The 24,199-nt window shown below is 38.5% G+C and carries 26 protein-coding genes and 1 tRNA gene; 19 read left to right on the top strand and 8 right to left on the bottom strand.

Annotated features, from left to right (window positions below; genetic code table 11):
* Positions 1-40: 40 nt before the first annotated feature.
* Positions 41-127, bottom strand: a tRNA-Leu gene (locus RMA95_RS05550).
* A 181-nt stretch (positions 128-308) separates the two neighbouring features.
* Between RMA95_RS05550 and queA the strand changes: the two genes are divergently transcribed.
* The 8 genes from queA (at position 309) to secF (ending at position 8,943) form a co-directional block, all read left to right on the top strand.
* Positions 309-1,346: a tRNA preQ1(34) S-adenosylmethionine ribosyltransferase-isomerase QueA gene (queA, locus tag RMA95_RS05545; protein ID WP_311069829.1), complete on the top strand. Its 1,038-nt coding sequence runs from the start codon at positions 309-311 to the stop codon at positions 1,344-1,346.
* 84 nt (positions 1,347-1,430) lie between these two features.
* On the top strand, positions 1,431-2,432 hold the full coding sequence (locus tag RMA95_RS05540; protein WP_311069828.1) for a hypothetical protein: 1,002 nt from the start codon (positions 1,431-1,433) through the stop codon (positions 2,430-2,432).
* A 96-nt stretch (positions 2,433-2,528) separates the two neighbouring features.
* Positions 2,529-3,557 (top strand): hypothetical protein, encoded by a 1,029-nt coding sequence (locus RMA95_RS05535; protein ID WP_311069827.1) that lies wholly within the window; start codon positions 2,529-2,531, stop codon positions 3,555-3,557.
* 84 nt (positions 3,558-3,641) lie between these two features.
* Positions 3,642-4,211, top strand: coding sequence for a LemA family protein (locus tag RMA95_RS05530; RefSeq protein WP_086497531.1), 570 nt, complete (start codon positions 3,642-3,644; stop codon positions 4,209-4,211).
* A gap of 243 nt (positions 4,212-4,454) precedes the next feature.
* Positions 4,455-5,588 (top strand): tRNA guanosine(34) transglycosylase Tgt, encoded by a 1,134-nt coding sequence (tgt, locus tag RMA95_RS05525; protein WP_002157357.1) that lies wholly within the window; start codon positions 4,455-4,457, stop codon positions 5,586-5,588.
* Between the two features lie 98 nt (positions 5,589-5,686).
* Positions 5,687-6,016, top strand: coding sequence for a preprotein translocase subunit YajC (gene yajC / locus RMA95_RS05520; protein WP_000051669.1), 330 nt, complete (start codon positions 5,687-5,689; stop codon positions 6,014-6,016).
* A gap of 51 nt (positions 6,017-6,067) precedes the next feature.
* Positions 6,068-7,969, top strand: coding sequence for a protein translocase subunit SecD (gene secD, locus RMA95_RS05515; protein WP_151760907.1), 1,902 nt, complete (start codon positions 6,068-6,070; stop codon positions 7,967-7,969).
* Positions 7,970-7,977: 8 nt separating this feature from the next.
* On the top strand, positions 7,978-8,943 hold the full coding sequence (gene secF, locus RMA95_RS05510) for a protein translocase subunit SecF (protein ID WP_019457463.1): 966 nt from the start codon (positions 7,978-7,980) through the stop codon (positions 8,941-8,943).
* Between the two features lie 64 nt (positions 8,944-9,007).
* Here secF and coaBC read toward each other — a convergent pair whose 3' ends face one another.
* On the bottom strand, positions 9,008-10,261 hold the full coding sequence (gene coaBC / locus RMA95_RS05505; RefSeq protein WP_311069826.1) for a bifunctional phosphopantothenoylcysteine decarboxylase/phosphopantothenate--cysteine ligase CoaBC: 1,254 nt from the start codon (positions 10,259-10,261) through the stop codon (positions 9,008-9,010).
* Between the two features lie 100 nt (positions 10,262-10,361).
* Here coaBC and radC point away from each other — a divergent pair, with 100 nt between their 5' ends.
* On the top strand, positions 10,362-11,081 hold the full coding sequence (radC, locus tag RMA95_RS05500) for a RadC family protein (protein WP_311069825.1): 720 nt from the start codon (positions 10,362-10,364) through the stop codon (positions 11,079-11,081).
* 62 nt (positions 11,082-11,143) lie between these two features.
* Entirely contained in the window at positions 11,144-12,055 is a 912-nt protein-coding gene (locus RMA95_RS05495; protein WP_004711921.1) for a bestrophin family protein, read from the top strand.
* A gap of 7 nt (positions 12,056-12,062) precedes the next feature.
* Here the strand turns inward: RMA95_RS05495 and RMA95_RS05490 are convergent, their stop codons facing one another.
* On the bottom strand, positions 12,063-12,914 hold the full coding sequence (locus RMA95_RS05490; RefSeq protein ID WP_311069824.1) for a PHP domain-containing protein: 852 nt from the start codon (positions 12,912-12,914) through the stop codon (positions 12,063-12,065).
* Positions 12,915-12,958: 44 nt separating this feature from the next.
* Here RMA95_RS05490 and RMA95_RS05485 point away from each other — a divergent pair, with 44 nt between their 5' ends.
* Genes RMA95_RS05485 through mnmC form a run of 4 tightly spaced genes read left to right on the top strand, consistent with a single transcriptional unit; the run spans position 12,959 to position 16,286 of the window.
* Positions 12,959-13,573 (top strand): septation protein IspZ, encoded by a 615-nt coding sequence (locus RMA95_RS05485; protein WP_304401442.1) that lies wholly within the window; start codon positions 12,959-12,961, stop codon positions 13,571-13,573.
* A 31-nt stretch (positions 13,574-13,604) separates the two neighbouring features.
* Positions 13,605-13,907, top strand: coding sequence for a YciI family protein (locus RMA95_RS05480; protein ID WP_002051453.1), 303 nt, complete (start codon positions 13,605-13,607; stop codon positions 13,905-13,907).
* A gap of 4 nt (positions 13,908-13,911) precedes the next feature.
* Positions 13,912-14,391: a hypothetical protein gene (locus RMA95_RS05475; RefSeq protein ID WP_311069823.1), complete on the top strand. Its 480-nt coding sequence runs from the start codon at positions 13,912-13,914 to the stop codon at positions 14,389-14,391.
* Between the two features lie 23 nt (positions 14,392-14,414).
* Positions 14,415-16,286, top strand: coding sequence for an FAD-dependent 5-carboxymethylaminomethyl-2-thiouridine(34) oxidoreductase MnmC (mnmC, locus tag RMA95_RS05470; protein ID WP_311069822.1), 1,872 nt, complete (start codon positions 14,415-14,417; stop codon positions 16,284-16,286).
* A gap of 51 nt (positions 16,287-16,337) precedes the next feature.
* On the opposite strand, the gene RMA95_RS05465 is transcribed toward mnmC, so the two are convergent.
* The gene (locus RMA95_RS05465; protein WP_002051246.1) at positions 16,338-16,652 is read right to left on the bottom strand and encodes a rhodanese-like domain-containing protein; all 315 of its coding nucleotides are present in this window, start codon (positions 16,650-16,652) and stop codon (positions 16,338-16,340) included.
* 91 nt (positions 16,653-16,743) lie between these two features.
* Here RMA95_RS05465 and RMA95_RS05460 point away from each other — a divergent pair, with 91 nt between their 5' ends.
* The 3 genes from RMA95_RS05460 to RMA95_RS05450 all read left to right on the top strand — a co-directional run bounded on the left by RMA95_RS05460 (position 16,744) and on the right by RMA95_RS05450 (position 18,345).
* Complete coding sequence (locus tag RMA95_RS05460) at positions 16,744-17,232, top strand: YajQ family cyclic di-GMP-binding protein (RefSeq protein WP_002051423.1); 489 nt, start codon at positions 16,744-16,746, stop codon at positions 17,230-17,232.
* A 35-nt stretch (positions 17,233-17,267) separates the two neighbouring features.
* Positions 17,268-17,762 (top strand): DUF4442 domain-containing protein, encoded by a 495-nt coding sequence (locus tag RMA95_RS05455; RefSeq protein ID WP_311069821.1) that lies wholly within the window; start codon positions 17,268-17,270, stop codon positions 17,760-17,762.
* A gap of 76 nt (positions 17,763-17,838) precedes the next feature.
* Positions 17,839-18,345: an ester cyclase gene (locus tag RMA95_RS05450; RefSeq protein WP_311069820.1), complete on the top strand. Its 507-nt coding sequence runs from the start codon at positions 17,839-17,841 to the stop codon at positions 18,343-18,345.
* Positions 18,346-18,391: 46 nt separating this feature from the next.
* Here the strand turns inward: RMA95_RS05450 and RMA95_RS05445 are convergent, their stop codons facing one another.
* From RMA95_RS05445 to RMA95_RS05435, 3 genes are read right to left on the bottom strand one after another with little or no spacing between them, the layout of a single operon-like run.
* Positions 18,392-18,808 carry an acyl-CoA thioesterase gene (locus RMA95_RS05445; protein ID WP_002051216.1) on the bottom strand — a complete coding sequence of 139 codons (417 nt, stop codon included), beginning with the start codon at positions 18,806-18,808 and terminating at the stop codon, positions 18,392-18,394.
* Between the two features lies 1 nt (position 18,809).
* Positions 18,810-19,247, bottom strand: coding sequence for a thioredoxin TrxC (gene trxC, locus RMA95_RS05440; protein ID WP_002051446.1), 438 nt, complete (start codon positions 19,245-19,247; stop codon positions 18,810-18,812).
* Positions 19,248-20,144 carry an alpha/beta hydrolase gene (locus RMA95_RS05435; protein ID WP_311069819.1) on the bottom strand — a complete coding sequence of 299 codons (897 nt, stop codon included), beginning with the start codon at positions 20,142-20,144 and terminating at the stop codon, positions 19,248-19,250.
* 192 nt (positions 20,145-20,336) lie between these two features.
* Between RMA95_RS05435 and RMA95_RS05430 the strand changes: the two genes are divergently transcribed.
* Positions 20,337-20,672, top strand: coding sequence for a TIGR01244 family sulfur transferase (locus tag RMA95_RS05430; RefSeq protein WP_049063451.1), 336 nt, complete (start codon positions 20,337-20,339; stop codon positions 20,670-20,672).
* Positions 20,673-20,963: 291 nt separating this feature from the next.
* On the opposite strand, the gene RMA95_RS05425 is transcribed toward RMA95_RS05430, so the two are convergent.
* Positions 20,964-22,445, bottom strand: a complete 1,482-nt coding sequence (locus RMA95_RS05425) for an Ig-like domain-containing protein (RefSeq protein ID WP_311069818.1) — start codon at positions 22,443-22,445, stop codon at positions 20,964-20,966.
* 147 nt (positions 22,446-22,592) lie between these two features.
* Here RMA95_RS05425 and RMA95_RS05420 point away from each other — a divergent pair, with 147 nt between their 5' ends.
* A complete protein-coding gene (locus tag RMA95_RS05420) occupies positions 22,593-23,966 on the top strand; it encodes a dihydrolipoyl dehydrogenase (RefSeq protein WP_311069817.1) in 1,374 nt (457 codons plus the stop codon).
* Positions 23,967-24,199 lie beyond the last annotated feature (233 nt).

The raw sequence follows: 24,199 nt of genomic DNA, 5'->3' as shown, positions 1-24,199 counted from the left end.
TTAGTTTAGGGGTTTTCGTAGAATCTTACGATTCTGAATATGGTCCCGAGGGTCGGACTCGAACCGACACGTCATCTCTGACAGCGGATTTTGAGTCCGCCGCGTCTACCAATTTCACCACCTCGGGAGAGGAAGTATGTTTGTGTTGCGTATATTAGCGCGTTTGTAAAACTTGTCAAACCCTAAGTGAATATTATCGTTCACTTTTAGATCATTTAAACATTTTTTATGATTTAGGTCAGAAGCACAGCCATAAAAAAGCGAAAAAGTTTATACTAGCCCCAATTTTTGCGGTGTTTTTCCTAAATATGCAACTGTCCGACTTTTCCTTTGAATTACCCGATGAACTTATTGCCCGTTACCCTCTCGAATCACGTAGTGCTTCACGTTTATTGCATTTAGATGCAAAGGGTCAATATCACGATCACATGTTCACAGACATTATCGATCTGTTTGAAGAAGGTGATTTGTTGGTACTCAACGATACCAAAGTAATGAAAGCTCGTCTTAAAGGAAAACGTGCTACAGGTGGTGCTATTGAAATTTTGGTTGAGCGTATGCTGAACCACACCACAGCGTATTGCCATATTAAAGCGAGTAACTCTCCTAAAGCAGGGGCTGAGCTTTTTGTCGGTGCAAGTAATATTCCTGTGATTGTGCGTGGCCGTCACGAAAACTTATTTGTAGTTGAGTTTTCACAGCCAATTTTACCTGTACTTGAGCAATATGGTCAGTTACCTATTCCGCCTTACTTTAACCGTGAAGCAGAAGAAATTGACACTGAACGCTATCAAACGGTTTTCCATAACCCAGAAAAAATTGCCAGTGTAGCTGCACCAACTGCAAGTTTGCACTTTGACGAAGAGTTGTTAGCAAAATTAGATCAAAAAGGTGTTAAGAAAACGTTTGTGACTCTTCACGTTGGTGCAGGTACTTTTATGCCTGTACGTACTGACGACATTACTAACCATGTCATGCACAGTGAATGGTGTGATGTTCCTCAAGAAACCATTGACTTAATTTTGGCGACTAAAGCACGTGGTAATAAAGTAATTGCTGTTGGTACAACTGCGACACGTGCCTTAGAAAGTGCAGCCCAAGCACACGGCGGAAAAATCGCAGCGTGGAATGGTGATACGCAAATCTTTATTTATCCGGGTTATGAGTTCTGTATCGTAGATCGTTTAATTACTAACTTCCATTTACCTGAGTCTACCCTGCTCATGTTAGTTTCAGCATTGTCGAATCGAGATAATATTTTGGCTGCTTACGAACATGCAGTTAAAGACCGCTATCGCTTCTTTAGTTATGGCGATGCAATGCTAATTGATAAATTAGAACTTTAAAAATTAAAGCTGGGTTAAACCTATAAGTTGATTCGAGGTTTAACCCAGCTGATCTAGATACTATTTTAATTAATAAAAAAATTTATGAATCCTATCTTCCAGAAAGTTCGAAATACTTTTGATAATCAAAATACGCACAACAAAATTACTTTAAAAAATATTGAAGCGTTAAGAAATTTACTTAATCAGGAATTACCACCTGAGTTGCTTATTCATTCATTAAAGAATTGGACAGGTACACAACAGCTTGATATACAAAATTATATTTTTTGGAATGCTACAATCTTTGCCTTAGTTTGTATGGCTTTAGGCTTTTTTATTTCGATCTATTTCTTCCCTTTTGCGATTCTTGCGATCTTTTATGGCTTTCATCATAGAGCATCGACTGCCGAACTTAATTGTCTGCTTCAAGATATCCAAACTTATTATTATGAACATAAATATAATTTTAAATTTGCAACCGAAGATAATTTGCCGGAAGAAGGCACACCTGCTTCAGCTTTTCCCTTATTTAAGTTAGGTAATCAACAAAATTCCGTCCTAATAGCAATACACGGCAAGTGGCAAGTAAGAGAAACAACTCATCCCTATAAAATTTTTAGATATCATTATATCAATCGAGAGATGGCCTATAATTCAAAAGGCAGTTGGGAACTTAAAGATGTTAGCTATGATTTATACGGCGTTATTTTAGAGAGTTTTCCAGTTCGCGGAGTCAGCATTTCAAGTCAACAGCAAAAGGCTTGCCGCTTAGGAGTAGCTTGGGAATCAAGTGATATTCGTTTTAATCAAAAATACCAACAAAGTGGAATTAATGAGTTGGACTTAGTAAAATTTCTAAGCCCTGACCGTTTGTTATTATTAGAAAAAATGTTGGAAAATTTTCCGGGGGACTTCTATGTACACCCTGAAACATCCGCATTATGTTGGCTCTGTAATGTAAATCTTTTACGTCAGCAAAGTTTATATGGCACTAGTGTACGTGAGCTTGCTGAATGTCTAGAAACACTTTCAATGCCAGAGTTTGAGCAGTTTGCAAATATATTGCAGCATTTCATTGATGAAACTCAAATTCCGAAGTCATAAAAGTAATTATTTATTTAAAACTTATTTCTATTTATCTCTTTCAATTTAAAAGATAATCTAGGCTTAGCACTTTATGATAATCAACTCATTACCTTCATGCCAATTGATACCGTACAACAAGCACTTCATATAAGACGTAAAAAAAATACACAGGTCTTTCGTAATATTGCTCGACTTTGGGACGCGGGACAAAAGTCACAAACAGATCAAGAGCTCTTAAATGCGTTACATCCATGGCGTGAAGATCATAACCTTCGTTTTGTTAATGTATTGCCGTTTTTGTTAGGTATTTGCAGTATTACGACTTTATTATTTGGATACTTTTTTCATCCTCATATTCAATATATTTGGAGTCTTTTATGGGCATTTTTAACTGGTTTTCTGGCCTATTTGCTCTATGAACCGCAAAAACCTCTAAGCGAAGTCATTCAATATTTAGAGCAGCGTATGACTGCTTTACGTTATGGCTTACAGTTTCAACACTTACCAGCTTATCTCCCAATTCAAGCCCAACCCATTTTAGTCTTGAGCAGACTAAAACAATATTTCCCATTGTTTAATCGAGGCAATGAAGCTAATGAAATTACTGAGTTTGCTTCAGTGACATGGAATGATGGTATTACAGATCATCAAGTCCTGCTATTTAAATATCACTATGTAAATAATTTACCTATTCTTCAAGATCAAAACAGCGATAAAAAAATAGTAAAAGAGATTCATAAAGATTTATGGGGCGCTTTTATTTTTCAAATGCCAGCCTTAGGTATTGCTGTAAGTAATCAGCGTTCTCGCTTTTTTGCACCGTACTTAAGCGAATGGCAAAGTACTGACATTCTGATTAACCAAGAGCTCAATATCTTCGGTACTGACCAACACCAGTTAGCTAAAGAAATTAGCCCAAGTCTAACTTTAAAACTTCATGATTTTTTTCAACATTTTAACGGTGATTTAATTTATCATCATGAAGAGCAAATATTATGTTATCTCGGTGAGCAAGATCTTTTTCAAACCACCAGCAAACGTAGTGAAATTCATGATATTCCAGCATTACGTGGACATTTACGTACCATGACCATGCCGCAATATGAGAAATTTCAGCAATTCATGCTTAATTTAATTAAATAAATCTCTCGTAGTGCCGAACTAGCAACTTATAAACAATAAGAAGTTAAAAGGCTCAACAAGGGAATAAAAATAAGAGGAGTGAAAATGAAAGGCTTATTCATTTTCTTGGGGATTTTCGTCGTACTGATTGCGTGGGGCATCCACATTCGTAACAACATTGTACGTTATTTTAACGCGACCAAACGTGCTTGGGCAGAGGTTGCAAATTTCGAACGCCAAAAAGTAAAAACACTTGAAGCATTAGAAACTACTCTCAATCAATATACTCAGTTTGAAAAATCGACTTTAGAAAAGGTGACTGCTTTACGTCAGCAAATTCTCAGTTTAAATGTCGATCATACTGATATTGCTCAATTACAGCAGATTGAAAAAATGAGCAAAGAGCTGATCCGTAGCCTAAATGTCGTAGTTGAAAACTATCCTGAACTAAAAGCAGATACGCTTTATAGCAAAATGATGGACGATATTCAGGAACAAAACGAAAATGTTGGCGCGGCAATCAGCATTTTTAACCGCAATGTCGAAGTATTTAACAACCAGATTGAAGTGTTCCCAAACAACCTGATCAATACAATGACGTTATCTAAAAAAGCAATTCGTCCTTTTCGCGATAATTTGGCTACAGACAATTTTGACTATAAACCTAACTTTTAGTCTAAATAAAAAAGTGCTCATTCAATCGGAAAATTGACCTATTTTATAGCCAGCTACATTTAGTAGTAGAACTACTTGGCAGAATCAAGGAAAATAGCCCTCTTATTTTTAGGGCTATTTCTGTTTTTAAATTGGTCTTCCCGTTTTAAAGCTCATAATGTTACAGCCCCTATTTAGCAGCGAACTGTTTTTTCGCCCTTGCACTGCCCTACGGTATTGCTTGCTATTGTTCAGGATTTTTAGATGAAGTTTGAAAAATTAGGTCAGTCGGGTCGTGCCCGTCGTGGTCGTTTAACTTTAGAACATGGTGTTGTTGAAACACCTGTTTTTATGCCAGTGGGGACTTACGGTACAGTCAAAGGCATGTTGCCGCGTGATATCGAAGATATTCAGGCACAAATTATTTTAGGTAATACCTTCCATTTATATTTACGTCCGGGCCTTGAAGTAATCAAGCAACACGGCGGATTGCACGACTTTATTAAATGGAATAAGCCAATTTTGACCGACTCTGGCGGCTTCCAAGTATTTAGTCTTGGCGCTATGCGTAAAATTAAGGAAGAAGGTGTTACTTTCCGCTCTCCGATTGATGGTTCAAAAGTGTTTTTATCGCCTGAAATTTCAATGGAAATTCAGCATGTATTGAACTCTGACATCGTCATGATTTTTGATGAATGTACGCCTTATCCTGCAACACACGAAGAAGCACAAAAATCATTACAGCTTTCTTTGCGCTGGGCAAAACGTTGTAAAACGCATCACCACGATGAGCTTAAAAATAAAAATGCCTTATTCGGCATTATTCAAGGTGGCATGTATGAAGACTTACGTGATGAGTCTTTAAATGGCTTACTTGAAGTTGGTTTCGATGGTTATGCAATTGGTGGTTTATCTGTAGGTGAACCAAAAGAAGAGATGATCAAAGTTTTAGATTATCTTCCAAACAAAATGCCACAAGACAAACCACGTTACTTAATGGGCGTAGGTAAACCTGAAGATATCGTTGAAGCGGTACGCCGTGGTGTCGATATGTTTGACTGCGTAATGCCGACTCGTAATGCACGTAATGGTCATTATTTTGTCACTGATGGTCTGGTACGTATTCGTAATAGTAAATATCGCCATGACCAAGGGCCTCTTGACCCACACTGCGATTGCTACACATGTAAGAACTTTACCCGTGCTTATCTGTTCCATCTTGAAAAATGTGGAGAGATGTTAGCATCTATGCTTGGTACCATTCATAACTTACGTTATTACCAACGTTTAACTGAAGGTATGCGTGATGCATTAGATAATGGCACTTTTGATGAATTTGTTCAGGACTTTTATGCCCGCCGCGGATTAGAAGTTCCACCTTGCCCTGTCGATGAATAAGCGAGATTTGCGCTCAACCGCAAGACAAGGTAAATTGCAAAACGAATTAGGATTATGTCAGGTATCTGACTCATATTTTTTAACTTTAGGAAATTAAAATGAGCTTGTTCATTTCTACTGCACATGCAGCTCCAGCAGCAGCCCAAAGCCCGGGTCTTTTGCCAAACATTTTGATGATTGTTGTATTCGTTGCAATCTTCTATTTCTTAATCTGGCGCCCTCAAGCAAAACGCGCAAAAGAACACCGTTCTTTAATCGAAAGCTTAGGTGTAGGTAGCGAAGTTGTTTTTGCTGGTGGTTTAATGGGCAAAGTAACCAAACTTGAAGGTGACTATGCGGTTGTTGAACTTAACCGTGGTGTAGAAGTAAAAATTCAGCGTGCCAGCGTAATTTCTGTATTACCTGAAGGCACTCTAAATAACCTTTAATCATAAAACAGTCGTGCTTTAGCACGGCTTTTTCATTTAAGAAGAAAGCGAATGCGTTACCCTGCATGGAAATATTTACTGATTCTGGTTGTTCTGGTAGTCAGTACATTATACGCACTGCCTAGTCTATATCCGGATGAGCCCGCAGTTCAAATTTCCGGTGCCAAAGCTGGTACCCAAATTGATCAAAGTGTGGTGCAAAAAGCAGAGCAAATTTTAAAAACAGCAAATATTGCGAGCCACGATAATACTTTTACAAATAATGCTGCACTCTTGCGTGTCAGCTCTTCTGAAGCGCAGTTAAAAGCAAAAGAAGTATTACGCCGTGACTTAGGTGATCAATATGTTGTTGCCCTAAACCTTGCACCAACTACACCAGAATGGTTGCAAAAAATTGGGGCTAAACCAATGAAACTTGGTTTGGACTTACGTGGTGGTGTCCACTTCTTGCTAGAAGTAGATATGGACAAAGCCATTTCCCAACGTATGGAAACCTCTGCCACTGATTTGCGTCGTCAGTTCCGTGAAAACAAAATTAAATTTAACAACCTTGCGTTAAATAATAATGTGATCACTGTTCAATTTGCTGACAACGCTGATCGTGATGCAGCAATGGATTTTTTACGCCGTAATGGTAATGAATATACCCAACAGGCATTAGCGAGCACGACAGGTTCTACCTTAAAACTCTCTTATACCGATGTACGTCGTCAAGAAATTCAAGCATATGCAGTCAATCAGAACTTAACAACACTACGTAACCGTATTAACGAACTTGGTGTTGCAGAAGCATTAGTACAAAGTCAGGGTAGCAACCGTATTGTCGTTGAATTACCAGGTGTTCAAGATACAGCAGAAGCTAAACGTGTTTTAGGCCGTACTGCTAACCTCGAATTCCGTTTGGTATCTGACTTAAATGATCAATATATTGACCCATATACAGGTAAATATAATGGTCAACCTTTACCTCCGGGTACAGAAGTTTTTGCTTATCAATCTTTAGATAGCGGTCGTCAACTTTTGTTGCAACGTAACCGTATCTTGACTGGTGAACGTGTTCAAAATGCAAGTTCTGGCTTTAGCCAAGACTCTGGCGGTGCCGAAGTAAATATTACGCTCGACAGTGCTGGTGGTAAGCTCATGTCAGATGCAACTCGCAATGCTGTTGGTAAACGCATGGCGGTATTGTTCATCGAAAACAAGCAAAAGATTAGCTACGTTACAGATCCAAAAACTGGTGCTCAAACAGAAGTTCGTACGCCATATACAGAGTCTGTCGTAATTAACGCTGCAACAGTTCAAGCTGTTTTAGGTTCAACTTTCCGTATTACTGGTTTAAGTTCTCCTCAAGAAGCATCTGAACTTGCATTAATGCTGCGTGCTGGTGCTTTAGCTGCGCCAATGTACTTCGTTGAAGAACGTGTTGTTGGTCCAAGCCTTGGTCAAGAAAACATTGATAAAGGTGTACTCTCAACTCAAATCGGTTTCTTACTTGTTGCAATCTGGATGGTCGTGTTCTTCCGCGTATTCGGTTTAATTGCGAACTTTGCACTTGTATTTAACTTGGCAATGATTTTAACCGTGATGTCTTGGATAGGAGCTTCCCTCACCTTACCGGGTATTGCGGGTATCGTTATTACCATTGGTATGGCGGTCGATGCCAACGTACTGATATGTGAGCGTATTCGAGAGGAAATGCTCTGGGGTGCTTCACCTAAACAGGCCATTGTGGCGGGTTATGATCGAGCCTATAACACCATCTTTGACTCGAACTTAACCACGTTCCTTGTTGCATTCATTCTATTTGCAATTGGTACAGGCCCGATTAAAGGTTTCGCCGTAACATTAATGATTGGTATTGTATGTTCGATGTTTACTGCAATTACAGTAACACGTGCTATCGTACAGCTCATTTATGGTAAACGCCGTAATTTGAAAAAGTTGAGCATTTAAGGAGATCTATGATGACTAAAGTGACTCAACAGCCTTCAAAACAATATGGTCGTCCGGATGATGCAAAAATCATCCCGTTCATGAAGATTGCTAAACCAGCAGCAATCTTCTCGATCCTTATTACTTTAGCGAGTATTTTCTTTATCGCGACTAAAGGTCTTAATTTAGGTTTGGACTTTACAGGTGGTGTTTCTGCCGAGCTTAACTATGCACAACCAGCAAATCAGTCTGACGTTATTCAGGCACTCGACAAAGCTGGTTTTAAAGATGCAGTAGTACAAACGCTAGGTAGTAATAAAGACTTACTCGTGCGTATGCCGGTACAAGAAGTTAAGGTTGAAGATCTTAATAACGCGATTACTAAAGCTGTGCAATTACCAAATAACGCTGCCGAAGTTCATAAAGTGGACTCTGTAGGCGGTCAGGTTGGTAATGAGCTTTATGTTCGTTCGGCTGGAGCGGTTGCTCTTGCGCTGATCTTAATGTTGATCTACGTGACCATTCGCTTTGAGTTTAAACTCGCGATGGGTGCCGTAATGTCTTTATTCCATGACATCATCATTATTATTGGTGCATTTGCATTATTCCAATGGCCATTTGACCTTACAGTTTTAGCTGCTGTACTCGCGGTGATTGGCTTCTCGCTTAACGATAACATCGTGGTTTCAGACCGTATCCGTGAAAACTTCCGTAAGATTCGCGGCGCGACTCCACGTGAAATCGTGGATATTGCTTTAACTGAGACTTTACGCCGTACCATCCATACCTCAATGACCTTATTGCTTGTTGTACTTGCAATGATGTTCTTGGGCGGTGATGGCTTACACTGGTTCTCTGTAGCAATGTTTGTAGGTGTCTTTGTTGGTACTTACTCTTCGATTTATATCGGTACAGCATTTGCGTTGTGGCGTGGTCTTAACCGTCAAGATTTCATTGTTCAGGTTAAACCTGAATTTGAAGATGAAATTCCTTGATTGTTAAACCAAGGCATATAAAAAAACCGCGATTTATTCGCGGTTTTTTTATTAAGCTCAAAATTTATTTACGGCGTAAAGCATCCGAAATAGCTTCAACCAGTTGTTGAGAAATTTCTTGTTTAGATGCTTTTTCTAACTCACGCTTTTTCATATGGTAGCTTTCAGCAAAGAAAACAGTCATCGCATTTTCATCCGAAGCAAAACCAATATCAGCACGAGAAACATCGTTACACGCAATCATGTCTAGTTTTTTAGCAACCAGTTTACCTGCTGCATATTCTTCAACATTCTGCGTTTCGGCAGCAAAGCCCACCATAAATGGACGTTTTTCCTGAGCTGCAATGGTTGCCACAATATCCAGATTTTTCACAAGGGAAACATTCAGCTCATCCCCTGCTTTCTTAATCTTGTGCTCAGCCACTTCTGCAACGCGATAATCAGCTACTGCCGCTGTCGCAATGAAAATGTCGCAACCAGTCTCAAGTGAGTTCATGCTAACATCCAACATTTGTCGTGCAGATGCAACATTGACACGTTGAACACCGTTTGGTGTGTCTAAACTTACAGGTCCGGCAATTAAAGTGACTTTTGCGCCCGCCGCATAACATGCAGCCGCTAAAGCAAAGCCCATTTTTCCAGTACTATGGTTTGAGATATAACGAACTGGGTCAATCGCTTCACGTGTTGGTCCAGCAGTAATCACAACTCGCTTACCTGCCAATAAACCAAATTTTTCAGCAATGGCGCGTTGGGCTTGATGGAAATAACCAGCCACTTGACGGGCTATTTCTTCAGGTTCTGGCATACGGCCTAAACCGACATCACCACAAGCCTGTTCACCTGAATCCGGCATAATCACATGCACGCCATCTTCAACTAGCGTTTGCAAATTACGTTGTGTTGCTTTTGCAGCCCACATTTGCTGGTTCATCGCTGGAGCAACCCACACAGGTGCTTTAGTCGCTAAAAATAGAGTACTGAGTAAGTCATCTGCTAAACCATTAGCAAACTTAGCCAAGGTGTCACAGCTTGCAGGCGCAACCAGTAACAAATCAGCCCAACGAGCCAATTCAATATGACCCATTCCAGCTTCAGCCTCTGGGTCTAAAAGCTCGGTATGTACAGGGTTTCCAGAAAGAGCCTGAAACGTTAGAGGGGTAATAAATGCTTGAGCTCCGTGTGTCATCACAACCCGAACGTCAAAGCCATAATCTTTAAGACGACGGACCAGAATGGCACTCTTATAGGCAGCAATCCCACCTGTAACAGCTAAAACAATGTTTTTATGAGGAATAACACTTAAATCAAAGCTCACGAACAGGATACCTTTCTGTTGCAGTGGCGCTCACAATAGCATTAAATACGCGCAGACCCAAGATTGATTGGGCAAACAAAATAAAATTTTAAGCAGAATATTGCTGGGGAATATGAATACTTCTATTAAAAATTGGCCAGAACAAGAACGGCCAAGAGAACGATTATTACAACAAGGCCCTCAAAGCCTCTCTGACTCTGAATTACTTGCGATCTTTCTTCGCTCAGGTTCACGCCAACATTCAGCAGTTGAACTCGCACGCTTACTGATTCAACAATTTGGAAGCCTCAATGCTGTTTTTGATGCATCTTTCAATGAATTGGCTCAATTTAATGGTATTGGAGCCACCAAGTATTCCCAATTATTGGCCGTAAAAGAACTTGGACGGCGTTATCTCGACTATCATTTTAGTCAAACTGAGCTAAGCCTCCATTCTTCTCATTTGGTTCTAGATTATCTGCGTTATGAATTAAAGGGTGAGAAACAAGAAGTCTTCGCAGTACTTTGCTTAGATGCCGAATTACGGAAACTGCATTTTAAAAAGTTATTTTTTGGATCAGTTCAGCACTGCACCGTTTCAGTGAATCAAACCTTACGTTATGCCTTACAACAACATGCTTGCCAATTAGTGATAGCACATAATCACCCCTTTGGTTCTGCACAACCATCTCCTGAAGATATTAAACTCACAGAGCAACTTCAGCAGGCTTGTCAGCTTGTTGAAATACGTTTACTGGACCATTTTATTATCTCGCCAGAAGGTAGCTTTTCATTTGCTGAACAACAACTGCTCAACCCTACCACAATAGCCGTTCAATGATATTGACAAAGCTTCACTAAGCTTAGAATATCAAAAACAAAAATAGCGACGTTTAAAATAAAATGATTGTTCGTGAACAGCCCAGTATTTTTAAAGTTTTATTCTCTTGGCGAGGGACGATATTACCTAAAATTTTGCCCTCTTTAGGGGTGGTAATGCTGATTTCGGCAATCATTGGTGGGGTTGAATATATTAATCTCTACCGTTTTCCAGAAATTCCTTTAGTTGGCTTCACCTTAATTGGCGTTGTACTTTCTATTTTTTTAGGCTTTAAAAATACGGCATGTTATGACCGTTGGTGGGAAGCTCGGAAACTATGGGGTGTACTCATTGCGACTTCACGACACTTTGACCGCGACTGTCGTATTTTAACTCAGGCTCGCCGTGAACGAGTCATTCATCACGTCATCGTTTTTGCAAATGTGTTACGTGACCGTTTACGCCGCCAAACAGCCAACCCAACCGAGTTAATACAAACCAGTGGCATGAGCCAACAGGCATTGACCCAGCTATACCAACAAAATAACGCGCCGCAATATACGCTTAGTCTTATTCAATGGGAATTATTACAAGCGCTTAAAGAAGGTGAAATCTCAGATATTATTTATGCTCAAATGAATAAAAATGTTGCAGATTTAAGTGTTGTACAGACTGGCTGTGACCGTATTGCAAATACTCCTATTCCTTTTGCTTATTCAGTCTTGCTCAACCGCACTGTTTACTTTTTCTGCTTTATGTTGCCATTTAGTTTGGGTTCTTTACTTGGATTAGCAACACCTCTACTGGTCGGAATTTTGGCATACACATTCTTAGGTCTAGATGCTCTAAGCTCTGAAATCGAAGAGCCTTTCGGTACTCAAAGTAATGACTTACCCTTAGATGCCATGGTGCGTAGTATCGAAATTGAACTTTTAGGAACGTTGGGTAAACCGACGCCTCCTCCAATTCAAGCTCAAGATAACAACTTGCTTTAGAGCACTATTAGAGAAAACGCTCCCAAATACCCTGCTGGTCAGTCTTTGGCTTAGGGGTGTTACCCAATTTAATCCATGGCATATTTTCTCCATGGAAATCACTACCAATTGAAACAGCCAAATGATGCTGATCAATCATACGATCAATCATTTGGCGAGTAGATAAAGGATCTACAGGTGGCGGTAACTCCACGGCGTCACCACCACAACTCGCAAATAACTCAATCAAATAACGCGTATTGGTTGCCGATAGGTCATAACGAGTTGGATGAGCTAAAACTGCCAAGCCTTTACTGTTATGAATGACCTCTATTGTTTCTTGTAAACCCAAGCCTTCAAACTTTACAAAGGCGCGTTTACCTTCCTTTAAAAAACGGTCAAAAGCTTGTTGAGGACGGCTCACCACATTCTTTTCAACCAAGGTTTTGGCAATGTGGGTTCTAGTAATACGATCTGGCTGATTTTCAACTTTATCGAGTACATCTTGATAAATATCAAAGCCAATACACTTTTTTAACAGTTCACAAATGACTTCTGCTCTTTGTGCTCTAATTCTTTTTTGTTGTTCTAATGCTTCCAAAATTGGTGTTTCATCTTGCATGTTTAAAGCCACAATATGCACACCATAGCTTTTTTTTGTACTTGGCCTAGACCATTGGCTCGAGATCTCTACACCAGAAATGATTTTTAAATCATGGGCTTGTGCAGCATTTCTTGCACGCTGCAAACCATCCATTGTGTCATGATCAGTGAGTGCCAAAGTATGCAGCTTCACATCCACAGCAGCTTGCACCAGCAATTCCGGAGACAAAGTTCCATCAGAAATATTGCTATGTGTATGTAAATCTATGCCTTGCATCTTTTATACTATGCCATTCACCAAACCTGATCAGATACTCTAACATGAAAGCACTTCTGGACTTTGTTCCATTAATTATTTTCTTCTATTTATATAAAACTGTTGATCCTGCGAATGCTCATCACCCGTTGCTAAAATTGATCGGTTCCGCTGGCGGTGTAAATAACAATAATATTCTGGTCGCTACAACAGGCTTAATTATTTCAATGCTTGTCGTATATGGTGCTTTGTTTGTCATTCAAAAATTCCGCCTAGATAAACAGCAGTGGATTGTACTGTTTATGACAGTTATTTTTGGTGGCATTACACTCATGTTAAGCGATGATTTTTATATTCGTTTAAAAGCTGCGATTTTGAACTTAGTATTTGCTGGTGCTTTCTTAGTTTCACCTTGGTTTGGTAAGGAACGTAAGCCTCTCATTAAACGTTTATTTGATCCAATTTTAGAGCTAAGCGAAAAAGGTTGGAAAAATTTAAATTTCGCTTGGGCAGCCATGTTTGTCGTCATGTCTGGTTTACATGTTTTCTTCGCGTTTTTATTTCACGGCGGAAAATATTGGGGCGAATTTACTGCATTTGGTGACATGATCGTCATGTTTTCATTTATCATTATTCAGTTCATTATTTTACGTAAACATTTTAAGTCACCAGAAGCTTAATGTGATTTCGGTTTGATTATAGAGATACGACATGCCTTTTTTTGTTCTAAGCTGTACCGATAACGAAGGAACTCTAGAGAAACGTTTAGCAGTACGCCCTCAACATATCGAACGTTTACAAAAACTTGATGATGAAGGTCGTCTTGTTGCCGCTGGAGCTATGCCAAAAGACCCGAATGATCCTCAAGCTGGTTTTTATGGTAGTACCATGATTGTAGAGTTTGATAGCCGTGAAGCTTTAGATGAATGGTTAAAAGAAGAACCATTTTTGAAAGAAGGCATTTATAGCCATATTGATGTCAAACCGTTTAATAAAGCATTTCCAAAAGGGTAAACGCATGCAGCTTGCAACCAAAAGCTTTCTTGGCTTGTGTTTGATCTGTTCAACTGCCGGAGCAGTTGAACCTGCTGCGACACCAGCAACACCACCCACTGTGCCTTCAACTCAGGCAGCTAAACCAGCGCCTACTTCTGCAACTGTAGCTAAACCAACCGCTACAACAGCGGCAGCTACAACACAGCCGCTTACAGCAGAACAAATCGCAAAAAATAAGCAACAGCAAGATGCAAAAATCAAAGCTTTAGTTCAAGATCAAGCATCTCGTCTAAAACAGCTAGAACATGCAAACCTTGAAGCACTTGCACAAAACCAAGAGTTACAGCTAAAGAATGATAACTTGTCTGTTCAGGTACAAGTTTTACAAAGTGAACGTAGTGCTCAAATGTTCTTATATGGCGCAGTAACTCTTGCAGGTGGCGTACTGCTTGGCTTCTTTATTGCGAGTTATGTTTACACCAAACGTCGTCGTCAGTGGTAATTCTGAGCGACTTATTAAACCGAATGAACAAATCAAACCGTATACAAACTGCTGAGCTGGATTGGGAATCTATTGATGGTATTGAAGTTCCCATTTCCAAACAATTTGGTGATGTCTATTTTTCTAAAGATAATGGTCTGCTTGAAACAAGACATGTATTTTTAAATGGCAATGACCTATCAGAACGATTAGCCAATTTACAAGACTTTGAATATTTTAGTGTAGGAGAAACCGGATTTGGTACTGGTTTAAATATTCTTGCACTCTGGCAGCTTTGGCAGCAGGTCCGTCCCCATAACCACAGCCATTTACATGCAATTAGCGTAGAAAAATTTCCTTTAAGCAAAGCAGATCTCATCCGTGCACTCAATGTATGGGATGAACTTAAGCCATTTGCGAAACAACTTATTGAACAATATCCCTTGCCTATTGCAGGATGCCATCGTTTAAGTTTTCCAGAAGAACGTTTTAGCATCGATCTATGGCTAGGAGATGCACAAGATATTTTTCCAAGTATGGTAAAAACGAAAGCAGTGAATGCTTGGTTCCTAGATGGATTTGCACCTTCGTGTAATCCAGATATGTGGGAACAAAACGTTTTAAACAATATTGTACGTCTTTCTGACTATGGCACTACCTTTGCCTCGTTTAGTGTAGCTGGTATTCTCAAACGTGGACTAAAAGCTCATGGCATTGATATTTCACGTCCTCGTGGCTTCGGGCATAAACGTGAAATGCTTAAAGCAGTTTGGAGAGCACCTTTAAGTGAAGACACCGCACTAGAACCAGATAACCATACTTTCAATTTTACACAGCAGCATATTGCCGTTATTGGCGCAGGGATTGCTGGTTTAAGCACAGCATGGGCTTTTGCTGAACGTGGGCACCAAGTTACTCTATTCGAGCGTACAGCGCCTTTATCAGGAGCTTCTGGCAACCCTTTAGCATTGCTCAATCCAAAACTATGCCCAATTGAACAAAGTCATGAGCACCTGATGACTTTAAGCTGGCAACATGCGCTGAATTTCTATAAAAACTTTCAAGCATTTCGCCCAATTCAAATACAGCAAATGGCATTAAAAAATGCCCAAGATCTTCTCGATCTTGCTGATCAATATCCTGCTGATATTGTTACGCATCAAACAAGCTCACTTGAATCGGACTATCCACACATTGTATTAAGCGAGGCCGGAGCAGTTTCTCCACACCAGTTACGTGATGAAATTTTGCAGCATTCAGGTATTGAATTAAAAATTGCCAATATCACAGCACTTGTTTCTTTTGAAAATAAAGTTCAATTGAAAACAAATGAAGAAATCATTGCAGAGGCAGATCATGTTGTGGTGTGCTGTGCCCGAGAAAGTGCTGCTTTATTTGAGAACTATCCCCCTTTAAAGCCAATACGTGGACAAGTGAGCTGGGTTAATAATTCTTTTGCACCTTTACCTTTACACGAAGCGTATAGCTATGGTGGCTACTGCATGCAGCTTAACTCTTCTCAACTCATTTTAGGGGCATCTTTCTACCCGAACAGAGAAGATCAAAACGTACTCATTGACGACCATGTGCATAACTTTGAATTAATCCACAGTATCTTCCCTACATATGCAAAACAATTACCACCTGTAGAACAATGGCAAGGTCGAGCAGCGGTTCGTGCTCAAAGTCCAGATTATTTCCCAGTAGTTGGAAAAATGCAGAGTGAAAGTCGTATTTCTACCTTTGCAGGTTTAGGTTCAAAGGGCTTTTTATTTGCGCCACTTTGCAGTGAAGTACTTGTTGCCCAAATGTTGGGTGAGACTTGTCCTGTTCCGGAAAGTCTATTAAAGAAATTAAGTGCTGAGCGCTTTCAAAAGAAAGTTAAACCCAAGAAACCGTATTTTAAATCTCAATAGTGCACTTGAGAAAATTTAGTTCCAATAAAAAAGCACCCGAAGGTGCTTTTTTTATGCGCCCTGCTCTAGAGGTAAACCTGCGTCACGAGCTGCACGCGTCCCCCCCATCAGCACGACATATTCACGCGAGGCATCTAAGTCTTCTAGTTTCTCAGCTGCACGAGGAGCTTTGCTACCACCACCACATAAAATATAAATCGGCTGATCCGCAGCGACCTGGTTCAAAATATCAGCATTTAAATCATTAATCGGGCGACTTACCGCACCTTTAACATGCCCTTCTGCATAAGCACTTGAATCACGGACATCCCAGATAACAGCATTTTCTGGGAACTCAAATGTTGTAATTTCTTGTTTACGGATCATTGTGCACTCCTTTGATGTAAACAACACTTGGCAAATGAAGAAAACCCTCTTAGCATCTCAAATATTCTTTCACTTTGTAAAGGTCTAAACTATGCCTTCTTTCGATATTGTTTCTGAATTAGAGTTATTTGAAGTTAATCATGCGGTTCAAAACACACAAAAAGAGATTGCAACACGCTTTGACTTCCGTGGTCACGATGTTTCTATCGAACTAAACGAAAAAAATAAAGAGATCAAAATCAGCACAGAAAGTGATTTCCAGTGTGAACAAGTTTATAACATGTTAGAAAACCATTTTTATAAACGTAAAATTGATGTGCAAGCACTTGATCCACAAAAGGCGGCTGCTTCAGGTAAAAATTTTGTACAAGTGATTAAGCTTAAAGATGGTCTTGACTCTGATACAGCAAAAAAAATTAATAAAGCCATTAAAGAAAGCGGCGTTAAAGTGCAATCTTCTATTCAAGGCGACAAAATCCGTGTGACCGATAAAAAACGTGACACTTTGCAACAAGTCATGACTTTTTTACGTGAACAACAATTCGGTGTGCCATTACAGTTTAATAACTTTAAAGATTAATATCTTTTAGCGACATTCAAAGTTAAGGTAATCCCATGTCTCAATCCAATCGACTATTAAAACTGGTAAAAGCGACTTCAAAATTTCCTAAAGGTGTTCGGAGTACGCTTTGGAGCAAGGCATTTGGCCGTATTGTGCCAATGGTGGGTACAGCCAATATTCGCTATCTGGAAGTAGATGTAAACCATGTGACTGTTCGCTTAGAAAACCAGAAAAACATGCAGAACCATATTAAAGGTGTGCATGCTGCTGCAATGGCACTTTTGGCAGAGACTGCGACAGGTTTTTTAACGGGTTTACATATTCCTGATAACCGCATTTTATTAATCAAATCATTGCACGTTGATTATTTGAAAGTAGTTGAAGGCGGTTTAACAGCAACAGCTACCCTCTCTACAGAACAGCAAAAATATATTGCTGATCATGAGAAAGGTGAACTTGTTATTCCAGTGACAGTTATTGATGATGCAGGTAATGAACCAATCCAATGCCAAATGCTTTGGGCATGGTTACCTAAACGTAAGAAATGATAACTAATCTAAAATATTTTTAGATTGTTATTTACCTCAAGATATAAAAACTACAATTTTATATCTTGAGGTCACAATGAAAAAAATATTGATTCTATCCTCGTTATTTACTAGTTTCATATTTACATCAATTACGACTTACGCTGCCGACCCCACAAATAAAACCAATAAAATTGTTCAATCAAAAACTGAAACAATCGATAAAATAAGTGCTCAAAATAAAAAAATAGTAGTCGACTTTTATGAAGGTGTCTTTTTAAAACATCAAGTTAAAGAATATGCCGACCGTTATATTGGTCATCAATATATCCAGCACAATCCCAACGTTCCTGATGGGAAGGCTCCTTTTGTTAATTTCTTCACTGAGAAATTCCAAAAAAATCCACAAGCTAAAAATGAGATTAAACGTGCGATTGCTGAAGGTAATCTTGTCATTTTACATGTCCATTCGACTGAAAACAAAAAAGACCGAGGCCGAGCAATTATTGATATTTTCCGTGTAGAAAATGGAAAAATTGTAGAGCATTGGGATGTGATACAAAACATTCCAGAGCAAAGTAAAAACTCTAATACAATGTTTTAGTGATAGAAATTAAAGCCTGAATACTTATATTCAGGCTTTAAATATTTTATTGAGTTTCTAAAAACTTTTGTTTCGCTTCTTCTGGAATCTGACGCTTATTACCTTTTACATCAACAGCGACAAAGGTAAAAACACCTTCGGTAATACGAATTGGAGCACGAGAATCATCATGACTATCCCAAACTTCAATTTGCATTTGAATAGACGTATTACCTACTTTTAAGATTTTGGTATAGCAGCTAATGACAAAGCCTACTTTTACTGGAACCAAAAAGGTCATCTGATTAATGGAAATCGTGGCACAGCGTCCACGACTAAAACGCTCTGCGTGAATTGCTCCAGCCAAGTCCATTTGTGACACGATCCACCCACCAAACACATCACCACTCCAGTTTGTATCTGCTGGCATGGCAATCGTTTGTAAGGATAAAATTCCTTCTGGTTTGGTATAAGCTTCTGACACCTTAGCTCCCGAAATTCGTTTGAAGTTGTTGATCTAGCCACTGCTGCAATTCAGGAGCGCGTAATGCACCGCTCATTCGAGCAACTTCTGTGGTTTTATTCATTAATACAAGCGTAGGAATACTTCTCACATTAAATGCTTGGCTTAAGCGAGGAGACTCTTCGGTATTAATCTTGGCAAAAATGACACGTGGATTCTGTTTTGCAACTTGTGCAAAATGTGGCGCCATCATTTTACAAGGTCCACACCATTCTGCCCATAAATCTATCAAAATAGGCAGATCACTATTTGTGATGTAGTTACTAAAGTTTTGTTCATTTAACTCAATCGGTGCAAGCGGAAGTAATGGCTGATGGCATTGGCCACAACTCGGTTGCGCACTAAGTTTTTCCTCTGGAACTCTATTTTTTGCACCACACGATGCACATACAATAATCATTTACATCACTCCTATATGCTGATGTAAAAATTCTAATTGGGTCGTCACTGCTTTTTCAAACCATGAACCATGATAGATATCAAAATGTTTCATATCCCACTCATGATAACTCACAAAAGGAGCAATATTGGTTGCAGCTTCACGACTTGCCTCAATTGGAATTAAAGAATCATGCTGAGCAGCAATAAATAAAACTGGAATATTAATCTGACGTACGAGTTGAATTGGACGGTAACGCATCAAATTAAAAAAGACGCGTGCAGGAACTTCTCCACTCCAATAATAATCTGGATTTACAATCGACAAATACCCATAGTAGCTATCTGCTGTTGGCATGAAACATAATTTAAATTGGTCAACAACAGGTAATCTCTTAGGATTAAGGCCCATTTTAGAACCCATATAATCTTGGCTCGACAACTTTAAAGCTTGGGGATAACGCTGTAATGGATATAGTTTTGCTGTTTCAGCACCGTCTACATATGGAATTTGTACCATAATGGCCTGAATATTTTTCAGTTCAGAAGCTAGACTTAAAGCATATCCCCCACTTAAAGATGTGCCCCACAAAACAATTCTTCGATTATCTATAAGTTTACAAGTGGAGGCGTATTGAATAATGGTCTTCCAATCTTCCAATTGAGAATTGATAGAAATCATCTCTCGGGGCTTACCTGTACTCCCACCCCAATATCGATAATCAAATAAAATCACAGCATAGCCTGCCTGAGCGAAACGCTGCGCATATTGGATAAGCTTGAATTGACGTAAGCCGGCAAAACCATGTGCCATGATAATTACCGCGGATTTATTATTTGTTTTTGGAATATAAAAGTCAGCTGCGATCATTTCCTGATCACATGGAACATATAAAGGCTCAACCGTATAAGCGTGCATATGTGCTCCGTGGCATTATGGTCGAAGTAATGAATTTACAAAAAACATCCTGATCGCCTTTTAAAAATCTATAGCTGTTCTTTTACATAAATTTTATCTATGTAGGAACAACGTTTTAGTGTCTTGTATCTCAGGTTAAGCTTAATGCTATGATACAGCATAAGAGGTTTTATTAAATTTTGGAGTGACGAAATGTCAGATAATGTTGGTTTCGCAGGTCAAATTGGTCCAGAACATGTGGGACAAGTTGTAGAAAAAGGATTTAAATCTATTATTAATAACCGTCCTGACATGGAAGGTGGTCCAGAACAACCAACAAGTGCTCAAATTGAAGAAGCAGCACGTCAAGCAGGTCTAGATTACGTTTACCAACCTGTAGTTGCAGGTCAAATTACTGAGCTTGATGTTCGTACTTTTGCAAATCACTATAATGAACTTCCAAAACCTGTTCTCATGTTTTGCCGTACAGGAAACCGTTCAAACAATCTTTATCAATTAGCCAAGCAAATGGATTTGTTAGACGATTAAATTAGTGAACGAACTAACTCAAAGCTCTATTTTTACTTAAAAATGGAGCTTTCATTAATAAAAAGAATATATACGACTGCATCAATTCAACAGATATATAAATAGTCTTTAGCTAAAGTATTCAAATCGCTTTAAATTTCTCAGTTCTCTTATGAATAAACTTATATTTTTATTAGCCAGTTGTCTTATTCTTAGTGCATGTTCATCTATGCAGGTTCGACCTACAGTCGGTGTAAGTATGGGTACACACCTTTAAAAAAAGAAGCAGCTTAAATGCTGCTTCTTTTTATATTAATTACCATTTGAACAGTTTAGATCTATTCCATATGGGCTTAATATATTCGGAGCAATAAGATCACTTACAGTAACATCTTTATTTAAATAACTTAAAGTCAAAGATGTAGATCCTTTAAGCAAACTTCCCGAAACTGTAGATTTAGCAGTTAACTGAACAGTTAACCAAGATGCATAAATTTTAGGATATTGAATCTTAAGATCAAAACGACCATTTCCATCTGTTGTGTATTTATTATTGGTTGCAGCAGTACCTACACTATTAATATAGGATACAACTTGGACGGTAGAGTTTTCTTTAAGCGGCTTTAATTGATTAATAACCTCACCGTTAACATTTACAGCTTGAACTGGTGAAGTACAAGCAACTCTAGAAACTGGTAAATATTCATCTGGCTTACCATCTGCAGGAGTAGACGTGTCAACAAAAGCAAATTGCCCCTTATAATAAGCAAGTGCATTAACGCCCATTGTTACGTCTTGATTTGGTATTGGCTTACCGTCAACATCAGTTACTTGTACTGAGATATTTTTATAGTAGTAAACTCCATCACTCGAGTCTTCCATTGTAGTCGGATTATATGCTACTGAAATAGCTCCTACTGCTACTGGTACATCAGAATTAACAACATCGAGTTTATACGTATAAATTTTTGTTGATTGACCAAAATTAGCTTCTAAAACAAGATCATCTGTCACAAATTGAGCAGCGCTATATGATGAGGCTCTTTGATTTTCACTAAACGATAAGGTATAGCTGATCTGACCATTTGCATCAGTTTGAGTCGCATTTGGTGTAAATCTAACACCATTTAAGACCGAATCTTTAACTTTAAGTGTGATCGCTTGGTTTGCTAAAGTTGCACCATTTGCATCTACAGCTGTTAATGTAACAGTTGTCTGATCACCTCTAACATTTAAAGAGGTCTTTGTAGCATCAAACAATACGATACTCGTGGTATCAGCTTCAGCAGTACTATTACTCCCTGTGACTGTCACAGTCTGTTCTTGAGTAAGCGTACCATTATTTGTAGAAGCAATTAATTTAAAACCATTTTTCACCAAATCATTTATAGAACTCGATGTTTTTGGTGTTTTTATAATATATACAGCATTACCTGCCGCATCTGTAGTTTGAGTTGATACTCCTTCTATAGATACATTATTTGTTGGATCAACTAATGCCAAACTAACTTTAGTACCAGCAACACCACCTTTATTTATATCTAGAGCTCTAACAGTAACAGTTAAAGTATCATTCGTTGCAGCAACTGATAATTTATCTAGTTCTATCTTTAAAGCTGTAGCAGTCGCTTGCTGAGATCCACTATTATTACTTCCAGATGAGGAATTACTACTATTTGATGAACCATTCTGGTAATAACCATCACCACCGCCCCCGCCACAACTTGCTAACATAATTGACACAGCAATAGCCGACAACTTCAAGGTAAGTTGTTTTTTATACATACTTTTCATTTCCCCAATCTTTCCTAAAGGTATAAGATTTTTTAATTATTTATATTATTAGTGTAATCATATTCACTACACTCTGTAAACATAAATTACATTGTGTTTTATTATGTAACTTATTAAATGAAAAACTTATAGATATTAGGATTTATAATGTTCGATATAATTATCATTGGCGCAGGTACTGCTGGTATTAGCGCATATAAAGAAGCCGTTAAACATACCAATAATATTTTAATTATAAATGATGGGCCATGGGATACCACTTGCGCACGTGTAGGGTGTATGCCAAGTAAAGTCCTCATCTCTACAGCAAATCGTATGCATGACATCCAAAATGCTCAAGAAGTTGGATTGAATGCTTCCGTAGATATTAATACTGATCAGGTTATGGAGCATGTAAGAACCTTACGTGACCGCTTTACGAAGGCGACCCTTAAAGATGTAGAGCAATGGCCAACTGAACATAAAATTTCAGGTAAAGCACATTTTATTGATTCGGAAACTATTGAAGTGAATGGTAAACAATACCAATCAAAAAGCTTTATTCTGGCGGTTGGTTCCACTCCTAATTATGATCAAACATGGAAACAAGAATTAGGTGATCGTCTTATTACCACGGACCAAATATTTGAATTAGATACTCTACCTAAATCTATTGCCGTTATTGGAAGTGGAGTAATTGCTCTTGAGATCGCACAAGCTATGCATCGGTTAGGAGTGGAAACAACTATATTTGCTCGTAGTAAAAGAATTGGAATATTTACTAGCTCTAAATTACAGCAACTTGCTCAAGAAGAATTAAGTAAAGAATTAAACTTTTTATTTGAGACATTACCCAGCGAAGTAAAATCTACTTCTGATGGTGTTCTATTGAATTATAAAGTTGATGAAAAAGAAAAGTCTATTCAAGCTGAATATGTATTATCTGCAACAGGCCGTTCAAGCTTACTAGATACACTAAAATTAGAGAATATTGATAAATCTTTTGAGGATATTAAGTTATTACCTATAAATACTAAAACAAAACAACTAGATAACTACCCAATTTTTATTGCTGGGGATGCTTATACCTCAACGCCACTACAACATGAAGCTGCCCATGAAGGCAAAAAAGTTGTTCTGAATTGTCTGAATTATCCACAAGTTAAATCAGTTAAGACTCTCACTCCATTAGGAATAGTGTTCAGTCATCCAGAAATGGGAATTGTAGGGCAAAGTTATAAACAGCTAAAAGATAATGGAGTAGAGTTTGTCACAGGTGAGGCATCTTATGAAAGACAAGGAAGAGCTATTGTTCTCGGAAAGAATAAAGGGGCTATTGAAGTTTATATAGAACGAGAAAGCCAAAAGCTACTTGGTGCCGAGTTATTTACCGAGGCGACAGAGCATATGGCTCACCTATTAAGCTGGATCATTGGTGAAGAATTAACTTTAAATGAAATTCTAGAAAAACCTTTTTATCATCCCACTCTTGAAGAGGGCTTACGCACTGCTTTAAAACATGCACGTAGGCAATTGAAATAATTATTCTCGGAAGAGTTTACTTAATTAAAGTTAGGCTCTTCTTCTATACTTCTTTAAATAGTTTTCTGATCCATTTTCTTTTAGTTTATATTTTTATAGATATCTAATGTCTAAAGATTTGTGGATTAAACTTGACTTTATCCCACACATAAAAGAACACCCCAATCTCTTTTGAGACTGGGGTGTTAGAATAATGAGCTGGCGATGACTTACTCTCACATGGGTAACCCCAC

Source organism: Acinetobacter sp. V110_1 (genome assembly GCF_031798975.1).
GTDB classification, from domain to species: Bacteria; Pseudomonadota; Gammaproteobacteria; order Pseudomonadales; family Moraxellaceae; genus Acinetobacter; species Acinetobacter nosocomialis_A.
Note: the sequence above shows the minus strand (reverse complement) of the source record. Positions and strands in the feature narration are given on the sequence as shown.

Excerpts from the sequence above, each read along its gene's own strand:
- RMA95_RS05495 (WP_004711921.1), top strand. The coding sequence starts at position 11,144 with ATGATTGTTCGTGAACAGCCCAGTATTTTTAAAGTTTTATTCTCTTGG.
- RMA95_RS05430 (WP_049063451.1), top strand. The coding sequence starts at position 20,337 with ATGTCAGATAATGTTGGTTTCGCAGGTCAAATTGGTCCAGAACATGTG.
- tgt (WP_002157357.1), top strand. The coding sequence starts at position 4,455 with ATGAAGTTTGAAAAATTAGGTCAGTCGGGTCGTGCCCGTCGTGGTCGT.
- RMA95_RS05530 (WP_086497531.1), top strand. The coding sequence starts at position 3,642 with ATGAAAGGCTTATTCATTTTCTTGGGGATTTTCGTCGTACTGATTGCG.
- queA (WP_311069829.1), top strand. The coding sequence starts at position 309 with ATGCAACTGTCCGACTTTTCCTTTGAATTACCCGATGAACTTATTGCC.
- RMA95_RS05475 (WP_311069823.1), top strand. The coding sequence starts at position 13,912 with ATGCAGCTTGCAACCAAAAGCTTTCTTGGCTTGTGTTTGATCTGTTCA.
- yajC (WP_000051669.1), top strand. The coding sequence starts at position 5,687 with ATGAGCTTGTTCATTTCTACTGCACATGCAGCTCCAGCAGCAGCCCAA.
- secF (WP_019457463.1), top strand. The coding sequence starts at position 7,978 with ATGATGACTAAAGTGACTCAACAGCCTTCAAAACAATATGGTCGTCCG.
- RMA95_RS05485 (WP_304401442.1), top strand. The coding sequence starts at position 12,959 with ATGAAAGCACTTCTGGACTTTGTTCCATTAATTATTTTCTTCTATTTA.
- RMA95_RS05465 (WP_002051246.1), bottom strand. The coding sequence starts at position 16,652 with ATGATCCGTAAACAAGAAATTACAACATTTGAGTTCCCAGAAAATGCT.
- RMA95_RS05455 (WP_311069821.1), top strand. The coding sequence starts at position 17,268 with ATGTCTCAATCCAATCGACTATTAAAACTGGTAAAAGCGACTTCAAAA.
- RMA95_RS05490 (WP_311069824.1), bottom strand. The coding sequence starts at position 12,914 with ATGCAAGGCATAGATTTACATACACATAGCAATATTTCTGATGGAACT.
- RMA95_RS05480 (WP_002051453.1), top strand. The coding sequence starts at position 13,605 with ATGCCTTTTTTTGTTCTAAGCTGTACCGATAACGAAGGAACTCTAGAG.
- RMA95_RS05540 (WP_311069828.1), top strand. The coding sequence starts at position 1,431 with ATGAATCCTATCTTCCAGAAAGTTCGAAATACTTTTGATAATCAAAAT.
- RMA95_RS05450 (WP_311069820.1), top strand. The coding sequence starts at position 17,839 with ATGAAAAAAATATTGATTCTATCCTCGTTATTTACTAGTTTCATATTT.
- secD (WP_151760907.1), top strand. The coding sequence starts at position 6,068 with ATGCGTTACCCTGCATGGAAATATTTACTGATTCTGGTTGTTCTGGTA.
- mnmC (WP_311069822.1), top strand. The coding sequence starts at position 14,415 with ATGAACAAATCAAACCGTATACAAACTGCTGAGCTGGATTGGGAATCT.
- RMA95_RS05425 (WP_311069818.1), bottom strand. The coding sequence starts at position 22,445 with ATGAAAAGTATGTATAAAAAACAACTTACCTTGAAGTTGTCGGCTATT.
- RMA95_RS05420 (WP_311069817.1), top strand. The coding sequence starts at position 22,593 with ATGTTCGATATAATTATCATTGGCGCAGGTACTGCTGGTATTAGCGCA.
- RMA95_RS05435 (WP_311069819.1), bottom strand. The coding sequence starts at position 20,144 with ATGCACGCTTATACGGTTGAGCCTTTATATGTTCCATGTGATCAGGAA.
- RMA95_RS05460 (WP_002051423.1), top strand. The coding sequence starts at position 16,744 with ATGCCTTCTTTCGATATTGTTTCTGAATTAGAGTTATTTGAAGTTAAT.
- trxC (WP_002051446.1), bottom strand. The coding sequence starts at position 19,247 with ATGATTATTGTATGTGCATCGTGTGGTGCAAAAAATAGAGTTCCAGAG.
- RMA95_RS05535 (WP_311069827.1), top strand. The coding sequence starts at position 2,529 with ATGCCAATTGATACCGTACAACAAGCACTTCATATAAGACGTAAAAAA.